Here is a 16329-nt window from a genome sequence, read left to right as displayed (position 1 = left end):
GCCGCGCCACGGCCACGAACCGCAGCAGGGACCGAAGCCGGGCAAGGGCTTCGGTCCCATTGTTTTGCGCGGCCCGCCTGTGCTTGAGTGGAACGCTTTGCCCCGGGGTGCCGTTGACCTTTCCAGAACCGAGGGAAAGGACAGGGCCATGGCAGCCAGCGACAGCGCGAAAGACAGCGGGACCAGGAAGGCCCGGAAGAAGAAAACCGCCTCGCCCGTCGAATCGCTGCAAAGCCGGGTCGGGGACTATGCCCGGCTTGCCGACCGCTTTGCCGCAGAGCCGGTGGTCATGCGCCCGCAGAACCTGACGGGGCAGGCGCGCCGCCTGCATGTGCGCAAGACGATCATCGAGGATCACGCCGTGCGCATCGACCAGAAGGCGCAGGGCGCCGACGAAAAGTTCGACACGCTGGCCAGCAACCTGTTTTCCTTCTTTCGCGGCACCTCCCTGCTGTTTCACCGCGACATGGTGGGCGAGGACGACCGCATGCCGACCGTCCTGGTGCTGGGTGACGTGCACCCGGCCAACTTCGGCGTGATGCCCAATGCCGACAACGTGCCGATCTTCGGCGTGAACGATTTCGACGACGTGATCTATGGCCCCTTCAGCTGGGATCTCAAGCGCGGCGCCACCGGATTCATGCTGGCAGCGCAGCAAGAGGGCGGCCAGGGCACAAAGATGCAGCGCAAGATCGTCGCGAAGTTCGTGAAGGGCTACCACGAGGGCATGACCTTCTATGCGAAGCACGGCGACGGCACGATCCGCCACATGCGCCCCGACAACAGCCCCAAGGTCATTCGCAAGCTTTTCGACAAATCCGGGAAAAGCCGCAGGGACTGGCTGCGCGACCGCTACCTGAACGAGAACGGGCTGGGCTTTCGCGCCAACTCCGAGCTGACGCCGATTTCCACCCGCACCGAAGAGTTTCAGGGCTACATCAACCGGCTGGTCGCGGCGAACGGCCTCGACAGCAAGGGCCGCGCGGGCACGCTGACGGTCAAGGATGTCTGCATGCGCCACGGGCAGGGCACCGCCTCGCTGGGGCTGCCGCGCTACTATTGCCTGCTGGAGGGGCCAAGCCGGGATGCCTCGGACGACCTGATCATCGAGTTCAAGCGCGCGCGGGCCTCGGCTCTGGAAGGGCTGGTGCCCGCGAATGACTTTGACGCGGGCGATCAGGGCGACCGGATCGCGCATGGGCAATCGGTGCATCTGGCCTCTGGCGACGTGTTCTACGGCGCGGTGGAGATCGACGGCGAAAGCTTCATGTCCCGCGAGCGCGCGCCGTTCCGCAACGACATCGACCTCGACGACCTGTCCAGGAAAAGCTGGAAGAAATACGCCCGCGCCTGCGGGCTGGCGCTGGCACAGGCGCATGCCCGGTCCGACGACGCGGGGCAGCTGGATTACGAGATCGAACCGCGCATCCTGGAGGCGATGGAGCCGCTGCCGCTGTTCATCGACGACATGATCTGTTTCGCGGAAGAGGCGCTGGAGCGGCTGGAACAGGATCACGCCTATTACCGGCGGGACCTGAAGCAGGGCGCCTTCGACGTGACGCTGAAACGCTACCGCTGATCGCCGGTGTCCAGGTACCAGCGGATGAAGGCGTTCCCGGTCTTGGGCTGGGGGATGGTGCGGCGCAGGATCGCCGGATGGATGATCCTGAACAGCCAGACATGCAGGGCGACAAGCAGCGCCAGCAGGCCCATGGCCGTCAGCGGGCGCAGCCCCGGGCCGGGGTCGATCACCGAGGCCAGTCCGAAAAACGCCAGCGACAGAACCAGCGCGCCGATGGCGATGCGCCAGCGCCTGTGCAGGGGATGCGGGCCGAGAAGCATCTTCACGGCCCGCCCCGCCCTCAGTTCAGCAGGCCGGCGTGCCGCAGCCCGTTGTCGACCTTGGCCATGGTATCCGGCGTCAGCGCGACCAGCGGCAGGCGCACCTCGTCGCTGCACAGGTCCAGCCGCGACATGGCGTATTTCACGCCGCAGAGGCCCGGTTCGGTGAAGATCGCCTGATGCAGCGGCATCAGGCGGTCCTGAATGGTCAGCGCAGTGCCGTAGTCGCCCGACAGGCAGGCTTCCTGCAGCTCCGAGCACAGCTTCGGCGCCACGTTCGCGGTGACCGAGATGCAGCCCACGCCGCCCTGCGCGTTGAAACCGTGCGCGGTGGCGTCCTCACCCGAGATCTGAAGGAAGTCCGGCCCGCAGGTGATGCGCTGGCGGCAGACCCGCGCCAGATCGGCGGTCGCGTCCTTGACGCCGACGATGCGCGGCAGTTTCGCCAGCTCGCCCAGCGTTTCCGGCGACATGTCCACGGCGGACCGGCCCGGGATGTTGTAGATGATGATCGGGATATCCGCGCAGTCATGCACGGCGGTGAAATGCGCGATCAGCCCGGCCTGCGTCGGCCGGTTGTAATAGGGCGTCACCACCAGCGCGCCATCGGCGCCGACCCGGTGGGCGAACTGGGTGAAGCGCACCGCCTCGTCGGTGTTGTTCGACCCGGCGCCCGCGATCACCGGGATGCGCCCCGCCGCCGCCTCGACGACCGCCTCGATCACCGCCTCGTGCTCGGCATGGGTCAGGGTCGGGCTTTCGCCCGTGGTGCCGACCGGCACCAGCCCGTGCGAGCCCTGATCGACATGCCAGTCGACAAGACGTTTGAGCGTATCGAAGTCCACTGCGCCGTTCTTGAACGGCGTAACCAGTGCAGGCATAGATCCCTTGAACATGATACGCTCCTTTTCGTGCTACTGTGCAAGCGGGGGAATCCCGCCGACCCATCGGGAATGTGAGTTGAAGACCCGCATGGCGGCGATATCCTCCCGAAATGGCTCTATTCCTTTTAAAAGCGGAAATTGCAAGCTGATGTCGCGATTCCTTGCTGTTCTGATGTTCCTCTGTACCGGCTTCGCGGCCCATGCCCAGACCCAGCCGCAGGAGGCCGGAGAGGCGCTGGCCCGCGCCATGCAATCCCTGCGCGAAGGCAACTGGGCGGCGGCCCAGATCCAGGCGCGCGGTGATGGCCAGACCGCCGTCGACGTGATCCTCTGGCACGCGCTGCGCGCCGGGCGCGGCGACGCGACCGAGGTGATGGATTTCCTCGACCGCAACCCGAACTGGCCGGGCGAGCCCTACCTGCGCGAGAAGTCCGAGATCGCCATGAACGAGGGTGCCACGCCCGAACAGGTCCGCGCCTTCTTTGCCGATGGCCTGCCGCAGACCGGCGCCGGGGCGCTGGCGCTGGCGCGCGCCCATATGGCGGCGGACGACGAGGGCGCGGCGCAGGCCGATATCGTGCTGGCCTGGCGCACCCTGTCCATGTCCGACGACGAACGCCGCGCCATGCAGGCGGCCTGGGGCGAAATCCTGAAACCGCACCACGAAGCGCGGATGGACATGACGCTGTGGCAGGGCTGGACCCGGAACGCGGAATCGATGCTGCCGCTGGTCGACGAGGGCTGGAAGGCGCTGGCGCAGGCGCGGCTGGGCCTGCGTGGCTCTGCCGCCGGGGTCGACGGGCTGATCGCGAAGGTGCCCGAGGCATTGATCGACCATCCGGGCCTGGCTTTCGAGCGGTTCCTCTGGCGGGTGCGCAAGGGCCGCGACGCCGATGCCATCGCGCTGCTGCTGGAACGCTCCACCAGCGTTGCATCGCTGGGCGAACCCTGGGCCTGGGCGTCGGAGCGGCACGACCTCGCCCGCGAACGGATGCTGCAGGGCGCCTATGTCGAGGCCTACAATATCGCGTCCACGCATTTCCTCGTGGAGGGCAGCGACTATGCCGCGCTGGAATGGCTTTCGGGCTATCTGGCGCTGCGCTTCCTGAAGGATCCCGAACGCGCAATCACCCATTTCGAGAACTTTCAGGACGCCGTCTGGACACCGATTTCCGCCGGACGCGCGGGCTATTGGCTGGGCCGCGCGCATGAAGCGGCGGGCCATGCCGAAGAGGCGCAGAAGGCCTATGCCATGGGGGCGGACTTCCAGACCTCCTTCTACGGCCTGCTGGCGGCAGAGCGCGGCGGCGTCGCGCCGGATGCGCGGCTGGCCGGGACCGAGGCCTTCCCAGACTGGCGCGAGGCCGCCTTCACCCGAAGCTCGGTCTACAAGGCGGCGCTGCTGCTGCTCTCGGCCAAGGAACTCAGCCTTGGCGAACGCTTCCTGACCCATCTGGCCGAGGGGCTGGACCGCGAGGGCATGGGGCAGATGGGCGACATGCTGGCCGAGATGGAGCGCCCCCACGTGCAGGTGATGCTGGGCAAGCGCGCGGCGCAATACGGGATCGAGCTGGCCGGGCCTTACTATGCGCTGCACCCGGACATCGTGAAGACCGAGTTCCCGGTGCCCAAGGAGCTGGTCCTGTCCATCGCGCGGCGCGAATCCGAGTTCGACCCCGGCGTGATTTCCGGGGCGGGCGCGCGCGGCTTCATGCAGCTGATGCCGGGCACGGCGCAGGACGTCTCTCGGCAGCTTGGCCTGGACTACAGCGCCGACCGGCTGCTGACCGATCCCTCCTACAACGCGCGGCTGGGCTCGACCTACCTGGCGGGGCTGGCAGAGCGGTTCAACGGCAACGTGGTGATGATGTCGGCGGGCTACAACGCCGGGCCGGGCCGCCCGCTGCGCTGGATGCAGGAGCTGGGCGACCCCCGGACCGGCGAGGTGGATGTGGTCGACTGGATCGAATTCGTGCCCTTCGCCGAGACCCGCAACTACATCATGCGGGTGGCGGAATCGCTGCCGGTCTACCGGGCGCGGCTGGGCAAACCCCCGCACCCGGTGCCCTTCAGCGAAGAGCTGGTCGGATCGACGCTGAGGGCCGAGGCGGTCAGCCAGTAGCCCGCCGCGCATGACTGCGGCCTGTCCCGTCGGTGGATCGCCGGGCGGCATTGGCCGCGGTCGCGCGGGGGCGGTTTCTTTGAAAGAAACCGGCCCGAATTCCGGTGCGGAATTCGGCTCAGCCGCGGAGCTTGCGCGCCCGGAACAGGGTGAAGAGCCCGGCGGCCACCACAATCGCACCGCCAAGGACGACGTTGGTGCGCAGGGTCTCGTCGAAGACCATCAGCCCGATGGTGCTGGCGAAGACCAGTTGCAGATAGGCGAAGGGCTGCACCGCGCTGGCCTCTGCGACCTCGTAGCAGCGGATCAGCGTGTAATGCCCGGCCACGCCGGTCAGGCACAGCAGCCCCATCCAGCCCCAGTCCGGGGCCACCATCGGCTCCCAGAACCACAGGCCGATGGCGGTTGCGGCGACCACGCCCACGGTGCCGGTGTAGAAGAACGAGGTCGCGGCGCTGTCGGTCCGTGCCACGTAGCGCGTCAGCAGCCCGTAAAGCGCGAACATCGTGGCCGCCAGCAGGGGGATCGCGGCAAGGGGCGAAAAGACCCCACCCGAGGGTTGCAGGATGATCACCACGCCGACAAAGCCCACGCCGATCGCCGTCCAGCGGCGCCAGCCCACGTGTTCACCCAGCACCGGGCCGGACAGCGCCGCCACCAGCAGCGGATAGCAGGCAAAGACCGCGTGGCTTTCCACGAGGCCCAGCAGCACCATGGCCACGACCATCACGTTGATCTCGACCACCAGAAGCGTCCCGCGCAGCGCCTGCACCCAGGGCATGCCGCTTTTCGCGGCGGCCTGCAGCCCGCCCGCCTGCCGCGCGGCCAGCGTCAGCACGAAGGCGGCGAAGAACCAGTAGCGGATCATCACCACCATCATGGCGTTGTATTCCCCGGCAAGATGGCGCGACAGCGCGTCCTGCAGGGCGAAGATCAGCGTGGTCGCGACCATCAGCCAGATCCCGAGGCGGGTATCCTGTTCTGCCATGCTTAGGGCCTTTCCGCGATGGTCATGTGTCGTTTGCGCCCGTAGCCCGGGACGCGGGCGACGGCCAGCCCCGCCGCCTGAAGCGCGCGGCGCACGTGGCCCGCCGCCGTATAGGTGGCCGCCGTGCCGCCCGGCGCCATGTGCCCCGCGACCTCGGCCAGCAGCGCCGCGCCCCACAGCTCGGGGTTGCGGGCCGGGGAAAAGCCGTCGAGGAACCAGGCATCCGCCGCGCCCTGCCAGCCTGGCAGGGTCTCGCGCGCGTCGCCCACGATCATCTCGAAGTGCAGGTCGGGCAGGTCGAAGCTTTGCGCGCCCTGCTGCCAGAACGGCGCCAGCTCCTGGCTCAGCGCCTCCAGTTCCGGAAAGGCGGCCTGCGCGCGCAGCATCTCGGGCGCCTCCAGCGGGAAGGCCTCGAAGGTGGTGAAGCGCAGCCGCCCGCTCTGGCCGGTGTCGCGCCAGGCCTTGAGGGTCGTCAGCAGGTTCAGCCCGGTGCCGAAGCCCAGTTCGGCGACGTGAAAGCCGTCGCGGAAGCGCCCGGGCAACCCGTTGCCGGCCAGAAAGACGTGGCGTGTCTCGCTCAGCCCGTCCTCGAGCGAGAAATAGGGGTCGTCGAAACGGGTGGAGACGGGGATCTCTCCCCGCCATTCCAGCGTGGCTGGCGGCATGGTCTGGCCCTTCTGCCCGGGGCTGCGATAAGGAAGGCCCCGGGCCGGAACGGCGGCCCCGGGACAGGGCGCAAACTTGCAGGAGGCGCAGGGAATGACAAGCCGGGATGTGACGATTCGCGGTGCCGGGATCTTCGGCCTTTCGGTGGCCTGGGCCTGTCTGCGGCGCGGGGCCCGGGTGCGGGTCATCGACCCCGCGGGCCCGGGGGCCGGGTCTTCGGGCGGCGTGGTCGGGGCGCTGGCGCCGCATGTGCCGGAGAACTGGAACGAGAAGAAGGCCTTCCAGCTGGACAGCCTGCTGATGGCCGAAGGCTTCTGGCGCGCGGTCGAAGAGGCCGGGGGCCTGTCGGCGGGCTACGGGCGCAGCGGGCGGCTTCAGCCGATTGCCGACGAGGCGGGGCTGGCGCTGGCGCAGGCGCGGGCCGGGGGCGCGGCGCAGCTGTGGCAGGGGCAGGCAGAGTGGCAGGTGATTCCGGTGGCAGAGGCGGGGGCCTTCGTGCCGCCCTCTGCCTCGGGCCTTGTCATCCGCGACACGCTGACGGCGCGGATGTTTCCCCGCCGTGCCTGCGCCGCGCTGCAGGCGGCCCTGACGGCGCGCGGCGCCGAGATCGTCACGCAGGGCGAGGATCGCGGGGCGGTGGTCTGGGCGACCGGCTGGCGCGGGTTGCTGGACCTCTCCGAGGCCATGGGCCGCAAGGTCGGCGATGGCGTGAAGGGGCAGGCGGCCCTGCTGGGGTTCGACGCCCGCGAGGCGCCGCAGGTCTTTGTCGACGGGATGCACATCATCCCCCATGCCGACGGAACCCTGGCCATCGGCTCGACCTCCGAGCGCGACTTCGAGGCGCCCGACGCGGTGGACGACCAGTGCGAGGCGTTGATCGCTCGCGCCCGCCTGCTGATGCCGCAGCTGGCCGGGGCGCCGGTGCTGCAACGCTGGGCTGGGGTGCGCCCGCGCGCGCGCAGCCGCGCGCCGCTGCTGGGCGCATGGCCCGGCAGGCCCGGGCATTTCGTGGCCAACGGCGGTTTCAAGATCGGTTTCGGCATGGCGCCGAAGGTCGCCGAGGTCATGGCCGACCTGATTCTCGACGGCCATGATGCCATTCCGGACGGGTTCCGCCTGTAGCCGGGACGCGGGGCCTGCGGCGGTCCGGAGGCGGTCACAGGGGCCGCGCGCCCGACCGGGTCACTCCGCCGGGTGTCAGCGGATCCAGCCGCTGCCCGGATCCCAGCGCAGGCCTGCGCGCGCCTTGCCCATCGTCAGGCCTTCGGTCCAGCCGACCTGCGCCTCTTGCGGGCGGCAGTCCAGACGGACGAGGTCGGTCCCGCCGTTGCGCAGGGTCACGCCGCCCTCGGGCCAGGCGCTTTCGTCCATCCGGTCCATGCTGATCGTGACCGTGTAGCTGTAGCTGCCGTTGTAGAAGGTCACCGTTTCCCAGACCGACCGGCCCACCCCGGGCCATGGCGCGTAATCGAGCGGGCCGTATTGCGCGACCAGTTCCAGTTCCGGCTGCCCGGAGGGGCCGTAGCGGTAAACCGCCGCCTGATCCTCGGCGCAGACTTCCAGCCATTTTCCGCTGCCTTCAACCGGGCAGGAGGGAAAGCTCGCCTGGGCAGAGGAGCAGGCGGCAAAGGCGGCGCCCGTCGAGAGGGCGATGGCAAAGGCGGAGAACCGGATGATCATGTGCAAAATCCCTGAAACGAAAGAAGCCGTGGCGGGTGCCACGGCCTGATCCTGATCGATCCGGTCTTCAACGGGATTTCCGCAGTTCCGCTGGCCCGAACGCGCGGCAGGCGATGCAAGACCGTCCGCCGGGTGCTGAAGCGGTGCCCGCCGTCAGTCGAACTTGCGCGAGGGGGCGAGGACCTTGGCCTCTCCGATGACCACCTTCTTGCCGTCGACCGAGCAGTGGGTTTCCAGCGTGACGCGGCGCTTGGCGATGTCGATATCGGTCACCTTGACCTCGGCATAGACCATGTCGCCGGGGCGGACCGGGGCGAGGAACTTCAGCGACTGGCCCAGATAGACGGTGCCGTGGCCGGGAAGCTGTTCGCCGATCACCGCAGAGATCAGCCCGGCGGTCAGCATGCCATGGGCGATTCGGCCCTCGAAGATGGTGTCCTGGGCGTAGTCGTCGTCCAGGTGCACCGGGTTCCGGTCGGTCGAGACCTCGGCGAACATTTCGATGTCCTGATCCGTCACCTGTTTGCGCAGGTGGCGTGTCATGCCCATCTCGATGTCCTCGATGCAGATCGTGCCGCGTGGCATATTGTCCAACATCTCGCCCTCCATGGCTGCGCCCTTGGGTAATTTTGAACCGCGGAATTATCCGCTAAGGAAACTTAATTACTTTGCGCGCGCAGAAAATCAAGAAGAAATGCGCAGGATGCACCTTTCGTCGCAGTCACGACCGGGGTGACTCTGGCGCCGGGGCGCCCGCTTCGGCCTCGCGCCAGAGCGCCCGCAGCGTTTCGGCCTGCTCGGGAAAGCGGGCGTCGAGCGGCTCTGCCTCCCACATGCGGTCGGTGCGAAAGTGGCGCAGCGCGCCGCGCAGCTCGCACCAGGCCGCCAGCATGACGCAGTCGAGGTGATAGATCATGGCCAGCGGTCGGACGATGCGCCGGGTCTCGGCGCCGGTCTCGTCGCGATAGACCAGCCGCAGCTTGCGGCAGTCGCTGATTGCCTGACGCAGCGCCGCCTTGGACACGCAGCCCTTGGCCGGATCGTCCAGCGGCGCGCCCCATGGCGCCACGTCCAGCCAGTCGGCGCCGTCGCGCAGGGCGTCGACCTTGGTGCAGATGCGGGTCGCCGCCGCCTGCAGGGCGCCGTCGCCGGTGCGTGCCAGCATCGACAGGCCGACGCGCAGGGCGACGATCTCTTCGGGGTCGAAGTTCAGCGGCGGCAGGTCGTAGCTGCGCCGCAGGATGTAGCCTAGGCCCGCCTCGCCCTCGATGGGCGTGCGCATGGCCTGAAGCGCGGCAATATCGCGGTAGATCGTGCGGGCGCTGACCTCCAGCCGCAGGGCGAGGGCGGCGGCGGTCATCGGCCGGGTTTCCCCCCGCAGGATCTGGATGATCTCGAACAGGCGGTTGGTGCGCTGCATGGGCTGTCTCCGGCTGCGGTGCTGACAGGCTAGCATGGACTGCTGACAACGGGGTGTCAGTGGCCTTGGCGCAGGGTGCCGGAAACGCTGGAGAAAGGGCCGCAGCCATGAGCTACTACGATCACCACGTCCTGATGATGCTGCAACTGGGCCGCTGGGCGCCGGAGGGCGCGCGGGCGCGGCGGCGCCCGGCCCCGAAGGGCACCGAACGCCGTTACCTGTGGGTCGAGTGACCCGCGCTCAGCGCAGGTAGCCGATCGAGAAGGTCGGCGCGATCTGCTGGCTGGCGATATAGTCGGCCAGCGCCCCGGGTTCGGGCTGGGTCTCGGTGCGGGTCTCTTCGCGTGCCAGCCCGCCGGTGATGAAGAGCGAATCGAGATCCTCGCCCATGGCGCCCCGGACGTCGGTGGCCGGGCCGTCGCCGATGGCAAGGATGCCCGCGTCGGCCACGCCCTTGCGGTGCTGTTCCAGTCGCCGCCGGGCAAGATCGTAGATCGGCGGATGGGGCTTGCCGAAATAGAGGCTCTCGCCGCCCATCTCGGTGTAAAGCGCGGCCAGCGCACCGGCGCAGTATTCGCGCCGCCCGCCGCGATCCACCACGATATCGGGGTTGGCACATAGCAGCTTCAGCCCGCGCTGCTTGGCCAGCAGGAACTGCGGGCGGTAGACGTCGGGCTCCGCATGCGGGTCCAGCGGGCCGCAGCAGACGATGCCCTCGGCCTCTTCCAGCGGGACCACCTCGACGGGGGCGGGGTTCTCGATCAGCTGCAGCGGCTCGAAGAAGCTGCGGTCGAATTCCTGCCCGATGAACCAGACCTTGTTGCCCACGGCGCCCTGAAACATCGCCGCGCGCCCGCTGTCGCCGGAGGTGGCGATGTCGTCATAGGCGTCGGTCGGCACGCCGAAGCGGACCAGCTGCTTGGCCACCTCGTGGCGCGAGCGCGGGGCATTGGTGACAAGGATCACCGCGCCGCCCTTGGCACGGTAGGCCTGCAGGGCGGCCACCGCCTCGGGGAAGGCCGTCACGCCGTCGTGGACGCAGCCCCAGAGATCGACGAAGAGCGCGTCGTAGCGGTCGGAGACCTCGGAAAGGGCGGTGATCAGCTGGGTCATGGGGCGGGCTCCGTCCGGACAGGGTTTGCCGGGGTCATCCCATATCGCGGGCCGGGGGGGAAGGGCGGATCTCTGGCGCGGGCAGAGGGTTACCCAGCCTGCGCAGGGGGCGCGACGGGGTATCGGGATGGTGCGTGCGACACGGCGCTGTGCGGGGCTGAAACCCGGCCGGGGTCGGAGCTGCGCAGAACCCGCAGGGGCTTGCCGGATGGCCTCAGGCGCCGTTCATGCGCTCGACGTAGGTCCGCATTTCCTCGGCTTCGGTCCGGGCTTCGCGCAGGCCGTCCATCGCAGCCCGCAGTTCTGCTTCGGTCTGGACCAGCTGGTTGGTCAGCTCGGCCTCGCGCTGCTGCAGGTAGGTGATCGCCTGATCGCGGGTTTCCTCGGCCTCGTGCAGTTCCTGGCTCATGCGTTCCAGCTGATCGACGTCGGCCTGACTGACGCGGCGAAAGCGGTGAACCAGCCAATGGGCGAACCATCCTAGGCAGAAGGCCACGAACAGGATGATCGCCGTGACGACTATGAATTCACCTCTGTTCATCCGCGGGCCCTTCCGCGGGGACATCTGCTTCTCCGGTCTCTGCCGGCTCGTCCGATTCCGGATCCGGCGAGTCCCCATCCGCCGGTTCGTCTCCCTCTTGCCCCTCTTCGGAGGCGATTTTCAAGAGCTTGAATTCGATCCGACGGTTTTCCTCGCGTCCCGCTTCGGTGCCGTTGTCCGCGATGGGGGTCTCTTCGCCGTAGCCGCGCACGGTGTAGCTCTTGACCGGGACGAGGCGCATGCGCAGCGCGTCCAGAACCGCCTGCGCGCGGTCGCGCGACAGTTCCTGGTTCATGCTTTCGCGGCCCTGGCTGTCGGTGTGGCCGCCGATTTCCAGCGGGATGTCGCCGCAGCGCTTCAGCAGTTCCGCCAGTTCGTCCATGATCTCTTCGGCAGAGGCATCCAGCGTCGCGGCGCCGGGTTCGAAGCTGATCTTGCGCGCGCCGATGGTCTGGACGATCTGCGTCTCGCATTCCTCGGGCGAGGGCAGGCCCAGCAGCGGGTCCAGCCGTTCGACGTATTCCACCGAGATATCCATCGCGGCGCCTTCGCCCATCTTGGTGGCCAGCAGCGCGGCGATCTCTGCATTGGCATCGGCATTGCCGGTCTTGCCGCGCACGGTGACGCCGTCGGGCGTGACGGTGACCGACCCGTTGGCCAGCGTCGCCAGCGCTTCCAGCCCGGCCAGCGTGCGCACCGGCCAGTCCTGCGGCATGTCCTCGGCGACGCGAGCGGCGGTATAGACGTTTTCAGAGCCGAAACGCGCCTTGGCAAAGCTGTCCATGGTCGTGCGGGCGCTGTCGGACGACAGGCGACCGCGCATCTGCACGCGGCCTTCCGGCGACAGGGTGGCGATGAATTCCACCGGGCCGTCGTCCTGCGCCTCGGGCGGCTTGGTCAGGGTGGCGTGCAGGGCAAAGACCTCGGGCAGGGCGGCCTGCAATTCGCCCACCACGCGGTCGAAGCTGGCCTCGTCGGTGCCCTCGGCGGCGATCAGTGCGACGTCGGTGTTGGAGAAGGTGACCGAGCCCTGTCCCAGTTCGGCCAGCTTGGAAATCGCCAGTTCGGTCGCATCGGCCCAGCGGCGCGAGGGGGCGCCAAGGCCCAGCGTGCAGGTGGCCTTGTCCTCCAGCCCCGCGCCCGTGGCGGCGCGAAGGATGCGGTCGCGCGTGGCCTCGGTATCGGCAGAGCAGGCGTCGAAGCGCGGCCCGTTCCCGTCGATCGTGAAGCGCAGCGCGAAGGGCGAGATCACCGGCCGCGGCGCCGAGAGGTCCAGCGCCAGCCGCAGATCCTCGGGCTTGCGGCGGGTCAGGGCGGTCTCGATGCGGGACCGGGCCTCGGCGCTGTCGGTCATGGCGGTGATCTCGACCCGCTCGGCATCGACAGAGATCTTCGACCGCGGCAGGTCGCGCAGGGCCGCGGTGGCAAAGTGCAGCGCGTCGTCCCAGCCCTCGGGCGCCGGGAAATCGGCGGATTCGAGCAGGTCGGATACCTCGACCCCCTTGGCCGCCGCATGGAAACTGTCCATCAGCGCCTCGCGGTCGGTCGAGGTGGGCACGAGGCCGATCACCGAGATGCCGGCGTCGTTGCGCAGGATCTCCAGCGAGAAATACGGCGGGGCGAGGTCTTCGGGGTCTTCCACCAGCATCTGGTCGATCACGCGGCTGGCGTCGACGACCCGTCCCGCGGTGGACAGGGCCTGAAAGCGGGCGGCCTCGTCGGGCGCGGTGCCGATCAGGAAGACCTGCAACCCGTTGGTGTCGACCTCGGCCCAGGTCAGGCCCTCGGAGTCCAGCTCGTTCAGGACGCTGGTGATAGAGGCGTTTTCCACCATCTGGGCCGAGAAATAGGCGGCAACAAGGCTGAGTGCCCCGGCCGCCGTGAAGGTTCCGCCGATGGTGAAGAGCGTCGAAAGCCGCATGAGAGTCGGTTATCCCCAGTTTCGTCCGGACTTATCTATGCCTGCCCCTCCGGCTGCGCAATCAAGCCAGCAGGGCACCGGCGAAAAATAGCACGGGCAGAAGGCCCGCGTCGCGGTTCGACCGGAACAGGTCCAGCAGGCGGTCGTTGTCGTCCAGCTTCAGCCGCCGCATCTGCCAGACCATGTGCCAGCCCATGGCCCAGGGGCCGAAGATCATCACCACCAGCGCCATGATGTTTCCCCCGGGCGCCGCAAGCACGATGGCGGCACCCATCAGGAAGACGCAGATCACCAGGAAGCGCGACAGCCACTTCGGCGTGTCGTCTCCGAACAGCCGGGCGGTGGATTTGACCCCGATCAGCGCGTCGTCCTCCTTGTCCTGATGGGCGTAGATGGTGTCGTAGAACAGCGTCCAGGCCATGCCCGCGAGGTACAGAAGCACGGCGGGCAGGCCCAATGTGCCCGAATGCGCCGTCCAGGCCAGCAGGGCGCCCCAGTTGAAGGCGATGCCAAGGAAGACCTGCGGCCACCATGTGAACCGCTTGGCAAAGGGGTAGATGGCGACGGGCAGCAGCGCCAGCACCCCCAGCGCGATGGCCATGGGCGGGAAGGTGATCAGGATGCAGAAGGCCACCAGGCATTGCGCCACGGCCCATGCCAGAGCCTGCTTCGCCGTGACCTGCCCCGAGGGGATCGGCCGCGAGGCCGTGCGTGCCACCGATCCGTCGATGTGCCGGTCGGTGATGTCGTTCCAGGTGCAGCCCGCGCCGCGCATCAGCACCGCGCCGATGCCGCAGCCGACGAAGATCCACAGGTCGAACCAGCGCGCCTGCCCGTCCGACACCATCGACAGCAGCAGCCCCCACCAGCAGGGCAGCAGCAAGAGCCAGGTCCCGATGGGCCGGTCCGCGCGCGACAGTCGCAGGTAGGGCCGCGCCCCCGAAGGCGCCCAGCGGTCCACCCAGTTGCCGCGCACCGCGTCGCGAACCTGTCCCTGTACCTCTGGCGTCTGTTCCGTGCCGGTCATATGTTCCGCCTCATGAAACCGAAGATCCGCCTTTGTGTAGAGCACCCCTTGGGCGAGGGGCAACAGGTCGCGCTGACGCGGGAGCAGGCGCATTACCTCTTTGGCGTGATGCGGCTGGGTCCGGGCGATGTCGTGGGCCTGTTCAACGGCTGCGACGGCGAATGGCGCGCCACGGTCGAGGATGCGGGCAAGCGCGGCGGCCTGCTGGCCTGTCAGGCGCAAAGCGGGCCTCAGGTCATGCCGCCCGACCTCTGGCTGATGTTCGCGCCGGTGAAGAAGGCGCAGACCCAGTTCATCGTCGAAAAGGCCGTCGAGATGGGCGCGCGCCGCATCCTGCCGGTTCTGACCGCATTCACCAATTCGGAACGCCTGCGCGTCGACAAGCAGCAGGCCCATGCGCTGGAGGCCGCCGAGCAATGCGGCGCGACCCATGTGCCCGAGGTGGCGGAACCGCAGCGCCTCGACCGCCTGCTGGCGGATTGGCAGGGGCGGCGCATCCTCTTCGCCGATGAAAGCGCCGTCGGCGGCGCGGTCTCGCTGTCGGGGCTGGAACCGGGGCCCTGGGCCGTGCTGATCGGCCCCGAGGGCGGTTTCTCCGAGGCCGAGCGCAGCCGCCTGCGCGGCATGGACTGCACCACCGCCATCAGCCTCGGCCCCCGCATCCTGCGCGCCGAAACGGCGGCGGTCGCGGCCCTGACGCTCTGGCAGCAGGCCGTGGGGGACTGGCGATGATGCGGCGCGCGACCGAAGCGGATGTGTCCGCGCTCCGCGCCTTTCTGGAGCCGCGCATCGAGACTTCGATGTTTCTTTTGGGCAATCTCGAAGCCCATGGCACCGGCAACGGGGACCACCCGCATGGCACCGCCTTTTACCTTCGCGAAGAGGACGGGGTCATCACCGGCGTGCTGGGGCGGGCCAATGGCGGCTTCCTGATGTGCCAGATGCCGCACCTCTCGGTTCAGCAGGCGCGGTCCTGCCTGCCGCTGCTCGATGGTCTCGACCTGCGCGGCATGACCGGCGAGGCGGATCAGGTCGCGCGGTTTCTAGAGGCGCTGCCGCTGGCCGCGGAGGACTGGTCCTTGAACAGAGTCGAGCCGCTATACCGTCTGGATCTGGCAACCCTGTCCTCTGCCGATACGGTTCGGATGCCCGGGGCGGCGGACCTGCCGCTCTTGCAGACATGGTTCGCGGGATACCTTGCCGACACCCGGACCGGCACCGCCGAAGACGCGGTGTCCCGGGCGGCAGGGGCCGTGGATGCGGAACACATCCGCCTGTTGCTGCAAGACGGCGAGCCGGTGGCGATGGCGGCCGTCAACGCGCGCGCCGGCGATACCGTGCAGATCGGCGGCGTCTACGTTCCGCCGCCGCTGCGGGGCAGAGGTCTCGCGGGGCGCGTCGTCGCGGCGCATCTGTGCGCACTGAGGGGGGCGGGGATTCGCACCGCCATCCTCTTCGCGGCCTCCGACGCCGCCGCCCGGGCCTACGAGAGGATCGGCTTTGCCCGGGTCGGCGCCTATCGCGTCGCCCTGCTGAACGGGATGGTCCGGCTGAACACCGCGCTGTCGGGCGTGCTGTCATGATCCGCGACGAGGCCAGGGCCGCGCTCAACCGCTGGCGCGATGCGCTGATCGGGGTGGGGCTGATCCTGCTGGGCCTCTACTGGGGGTTCTTCACCGGCGGCGGGCTGCTGCACTGGATCGGCTACGCCGTGGTGCTGGGCGGCGCGGTGATGGTCTACACCGGCATCCAGCGCGGCCGCTTCCACCGGGAGGAAACCGCCCCCGGTGTGGTGCAGGTGGTGGAGCGGCGGATCAGCTACTTCGGTCCGCTCTCGGGCGGGATCGTCGATCTCGAGGCGCTCGAGGCGCTGTCGCTCGATCCCACTGCGCGCCCGCCGCACTGGCTGCTGCAGGCGCCGGGCCAGCCCGCGCTGGCGATCCCGCTGGGGGCCCGGGGCGCCGACCAGCTCTTCGATGCCTTCGCGACCCTGCCCGGCATCCGCACCGAACGCATGTTGCAGCAGATGCAGGCGGGCGCCCGTCAGCCGGTCGTGATATGGCGCGCAGAGCATGTGCGCAATGCAGCAAGGCGTCTGCATTGACACCCCCGGCGTTTGCGACCA

The 16329-nt window shown here is 68.7% G+C and carries 18 protein-coding genes; 7 read left to right on the top strand and 11 right to left on the bottom strand.

The features are described from left to right. The first annotated feature begins 148 nt into the window (after nt 1–148). The gene (locus ACN5KJ_RS08735) at nt 149–1579 is read left to right on the top strand and encodes a DUF2252 domain-containing protein (RefSeq protein ID WP_418593356.1); all 1431 of its coding nucleotides are present in this window, start codon (nt 149–151) and stop codon (nt 1577–1579) included. Here ACN5KJ_RS08735 and ACN5KJ_RS08730 read toward each other — a convergent pair. Both ACN5KJ_RS08730 and dapA read right to left on the bottom strand, forming a co-directional pair. Further along, nucleotides 1570–1848 (bottom strand): hypothetical protein, encoded by a 279-nt coding sequence (locus ACN5KJ_RS08730; RefSeq protein ID WP_418593354.1) that lies wholly within the window; start codon nt 1846–1848, stop codon nt 1570–1572. The genes ACN5KJ_RS08735 and ACN5KJ_RS08730 overlap by 10 nt on opposite strands. Before the next feature lie 14 nt (nt 1849–1862). After that, entirely contained in the window at nt 1863–2738 is an 876-nt protein-coding gene (dapA, locus tag ACN5KJ_RS08725) for a 4-hydroxy-tetrahydrodipicolinate synthase (protein ID WP_418593353.1), read from the bottom strand. Nucleotides 2739–2874: 136 nt separating this feature from the next. Between dapA and ACN5KJ_RS08720 the strand changes: the two genes are divergently transcribed. Next, nucleotides 2875–4848, top strand: a complete 1974-nt coding sequence (locus ACN5KJ_RS08720) for a lytic transglycosylase domain-containing protein (RefSeq protein WP_418593351.1) — start codon at nt 2875–2877, stop codon at nt 4846–4848. Nucleotides 4849–4966: 118 nt separating this feature from the next. Here the strand turns inward: ACN5KJ_RS08720 and ACN5KJ_RS08715 are convergent, their stop codons facing one another. Then, complete coding sequence (locus ACN5KJ_RS08715; protein WP_418593350.1) at nt 4967–5836, bottom strand: DMT family transporter; 870 nt, start codon at nt 5834–5836, stop codon at nt 4967–4969. A gap of 2 nt (nt 5837–5838) precedes the next feature. Beyond that, entirely contained in the window at nt 5839–6501 is a 663-nt protein-coding gene (mnmD, locus tag ACN5KJ_RS08710; protein WP_418593348.1) for a tRNA (5-methylaminomethyl-2-thiouridine)(34)-methyltransferase MnmD, read from the bottom strand. A 94-nt stretch (nt 6502–6595) separates the two neighbouring features. Here mnmD and ACN5KJ_RS08705 point away from each other — a divergent pair, with 94 nt between their 5' ends. Continuing rightward, a complete protein-coding gene (locus ACN5KJ_RS08705; protein WP_418593347.1) occupies nt 6596–7624 on the top strand; it encodes an NAD(P)/FAD-dependent oxidoreductase in 1029 nt (342 codons plus the stop codon). A gap of 75 nt (nt 7625–7699) precedes the next feature. Here the strand turns inward: ACN5KJ_RS08705 and ACN5KJ_RS08700 are convergent, their stop codons facing one another. The 3 genes from ACN5KJ_RS08700 to ACN5KJ_RS08690 form a co-directional block, all read right to left on the bottom strand. Further along, nucleotides 7700–8182, bottom strand: a complete 483-nt coding sequence (locus ACN5KJ_RS08700; RefSeq protein WP_418593345.1) for a hypothetical protein — start codon at nt 8180–8182, stop codon at nt 7700–7702. Nucleotides 8183–8335: 153 nt separating this feature from the next. Beyond that, nucleotides 8336–8779 carry a MaoC family dehydratase gene (locus tag ACN5KJ_RS08695; RefSeq protein ID WP_206564085.1) on the bottom strand — a complete coding sequence of 148 codons (444 nt, stop codon included), beginning with the start codon at nt 8777–8779 and terminating at the stop codon, nt 8336–8338. Nucleotides 8780–8903: 124 nt separating this feature from the next. Then, on the bottom strand, nt 8904–9602 hold the full coding sequence (locus tag ACN5KJ_RS08690; protein ID WP_418593343.1) for a helix-turn-helix transcriptional regulator: 699 nt from the start codon (nt 9600–9602) through the stop codon (nt 8904–8906). A 107-nt stretch (nt 9603–9709) separates the two neighbouring features. Between ACN5KJ_RS08690 and ACN5KJ_RS08685 the strand changes: the two genes are divergently transcribed. Then, nucleotides 9710–9835 carry a hypothetical protein gene (locus ACN5KJ_RS08685; RefSeq protein ID WP_347165791.1) on the top strand — a complete coding sequence of 42 codons (126 nt, stop codon included), beginning with the start codon at nt 9710–9712 and terminating at the stop codon, nt 9833–9835. Nucleotides 9836–9842: 7 nt separating this feature from the next. Here ACN5KJ_RS08685 and ACN5KJ_RS08680 read toward each other — a convergent pair whose 3' ends face one another. The 4 genes from ACN5KJ_RS08680 to ubiA form a co-directional block, all read right to left on the bottom strand. After that, entirely contained in the window at nt 9843–10715 is an 873-nt protein-coding gene (locus ACN5KJ_RS08680; RefSeq protein ID WP_418593341.1) for a TIGR01459 family HAD-type hydrolase, read from the bottom strand. Nucleotides 10716–10929: 214 nt separating this feature from the next. After that, nucleotides 10930–11256 carry a hypothetical protein gene (locus ACN5KJ_RS08675; RefSeq protein ID WP_206564082.1) on the bottom strand — a complete coding sequence of 109 codons (327 nt, stop codon included), beginning with the start codon at nt 11254–11256 and terminating at the stop codon, nt 10930–10932. Further along, nucleotides 11243–13177 carry an OmpA family protein gene (locus ACN5KJ_RS08670; RefSeq protein WP_418593339.1) on the bottom strand — a complete coding sequence of 645 codons (1935 nt, stop codon included), beginning with the start codon at nt 13175–13177 and terminating at the stop codon, nt 11243–11245. Before ACN5KJ_RS08670 ends, ACN5KJ_RS08675 begins: the two co-directional genes overlap by 14 nt. A 61-nt stretch (nt 13178–13238) precedes the next feature. Then, nucleotides 13239–14204: a 4-hydroxybenzoate octaprenyltransferase gene (ubiA, locus tag ACN5KJ_RS08665; RefSeq protein ID WP_418593337.1), complete on the bottom strand. Its 966-nt coding sequence runs from the start codon at nt 14202–14204 to the stop codon at nt 13239–13241. A gap of 12 nt (nt 14205–14216) precedes the next feature. On the opposite strand from ubiA, the gene ACN5KJ_RS08660 reads away from it, so the two are divergent. Genes ACN5KJ_RS08660 through ACN5KJ_RS08650 form a run of 3 tightly spaced genes read left to right on the top strand, consistent with a single transcriptional unit; the run spans nt 14217 to nt 16308 of the window. Continuing rightward, complete coding sequence (locus ACN5KJ_RS08660; protein WP_347165787.1) at nt 14217–14936, top strand: 16S rRNA (uracil(1498)-N(3))-methyltransferase; 720 nt, start codon at nt 14217–14219, stop codon at nt 14934–14936. Then, nucleotides 14933–15787 (top strand): GNAT family N-acetyltransferase, encoded by an 855-nt coding sequence (locus ACN5KJ_RS08655; RefSeq protein ID WP_418593335.1) that lies wholly within the window; start codon nt 14933–14935, stop codon nt 15785–15787. Before ACN5KJ_RS08660 ends, ACN5KJ_RS08655 begins: the two co-directional genes overlap by 4 nt. Beyond that, complete coding sequence (locus ACN5KJ_RS08650; RefSeq protein WP_418593334.1) at nt 15784–16308, top strand: hypothetical protein; 525 nt, start codon at nt 15784–15786, stop codon at nt 16306–16308. Before ACN5KJ_RS08655 ends, ACN5KJ_RS08650 begins: the two co-directional genes overlap by 4 nt. The last annotated feature ends 21 nt before the right edge of the window (nt 16309–16329 follow it).

This window comes from Ponticoccus sp. (in: a-proteobacteria) (genome assembly GCF_048381735.1).
This window is presented reverse-complemented; position numbering and strand designations above follow the sequence as displayed.

Bases quoted from the DNA above. Each gene is read 5' to 3' on its own strand.
- ACN5KJ_RS08735 (WP_418593356.1), top strand. From the start codon at position 149: ATGGCAGCCAGCGACAGCGCGAAAGACAGCGGGACCAGGAAGGCCCGG.
- dapA (WP_418593353.1), bottom strand. From the start codon at position 2,738: ATGTTCAAGGGATCTATGCCTGCACTGGTTACGCCGTTCAAGAACGGC.
- ACN5KJ_RS08720 (WP_418593351.1), top strand. From the start codon at position 2,875: ATGTCGCGATTCCTTGCTGTTCTGATGTTCCTCTGTACCGGCTTCGCG.
- ACN5KJ_RS08715 (WP_418593350.1), bottom strand. From the start codon at position 5,836: ATGGCAGAACAGGATACCCGCCTCGGGATCTGGCTGATGGTCGCGACC.
- mnmD (WP_418593348.1), bottom strand. From the start codon at position 6,501: ATGCCGCCAGCCACGCTGGAATGGCGGGGAGAGATCCCCGTCTCCACC.
- ACN5KJ_RS08705 (WP_418593347.1), top strand. From the start codon at position 6,596: ATGACAAGCCGGGATGTGACGATTCGCGGTGCCGGGATCTTCGGCCTT.
- ACN5KJ_RS08700 (WP_418593345.1), bottom strand. From the start codon at position 8,182: ATGATCATCCGGTTCTCCGCCTTTGCCATCGCCCTCTCGACGGGCGCC.
- ACN5KJ_RS08695 (WP_206564085.1), bottom strand. From the start codon at position 8,779: ATGTTGGACAATATGCCACGCGGCACGATCTGCATCGAGGACATCGAG.
- ACN5KJ_RS08690 (WP_418593343.1), bottom strand. From the start codon at position 9,602: ATGCAGCGCACCAACCGCCTGTTCGAGATCATCCAGATCCTGCGGGGG.
- ACN5KJ_RS08685 (WP_347165791.1), top strand. From the start codon at position 9,710: ATGAGCTACTACGATCACCACGTCCTGATGATGCTGCAACTGGGCCGC.
- ACN5KJ_RS08680 (WP_418593341.1), bottom strand. From the start codon at position 10,715: ATGACCCAGCTGATCACCGCCCTTTCCGAGGTCTCCGACCGCTACGAC.
- ACN5KJ_RS08675 (WP_206564082.1), bottom strand. From the start codon at position 11,256: ATGAACAGAGGTGAATTCATAGTCGTCACGGCGATCATCCTGTTCGTG.
- ACN5KJ_RS08670 (WP_418593339.1), bottom strand. From the start codon at position 13,177: ATGCGGCTTTCGACGCTCTTCACCATCGGCGGAACCTTCACGGCGGCC.
- ubiA (WP_418593337.1), bottom strand. From the start codon at position 14,204: ATGACCGGCACGGAACAGACGCCAGAGGTACAGGGACAGGTTCGCGAC.
- ACN5KJ_RS08660 (WP_347165787.1), top strand. From the start codon at position 14,217: ATGAAACCGAAGATCCGCCTTTGTGTAGAGCACCCCTTGGGCGAGGGG.
- ACN5KJ_RS08655 (WP_418593335.1), top strand. From the start codon at position 14,933: ATGATGCGGCGCGCGACCGAAGCGGATGTGTCCGCGCTCCGCGCCTTT.
- ACN5KJ_RS08650 (WP_418593334.1), top strand. From the start codon at position 15,784: ATGATCCGCGACGAGGCCAGGGCCGCGCTCAACCGCTGGCGCGATGCG.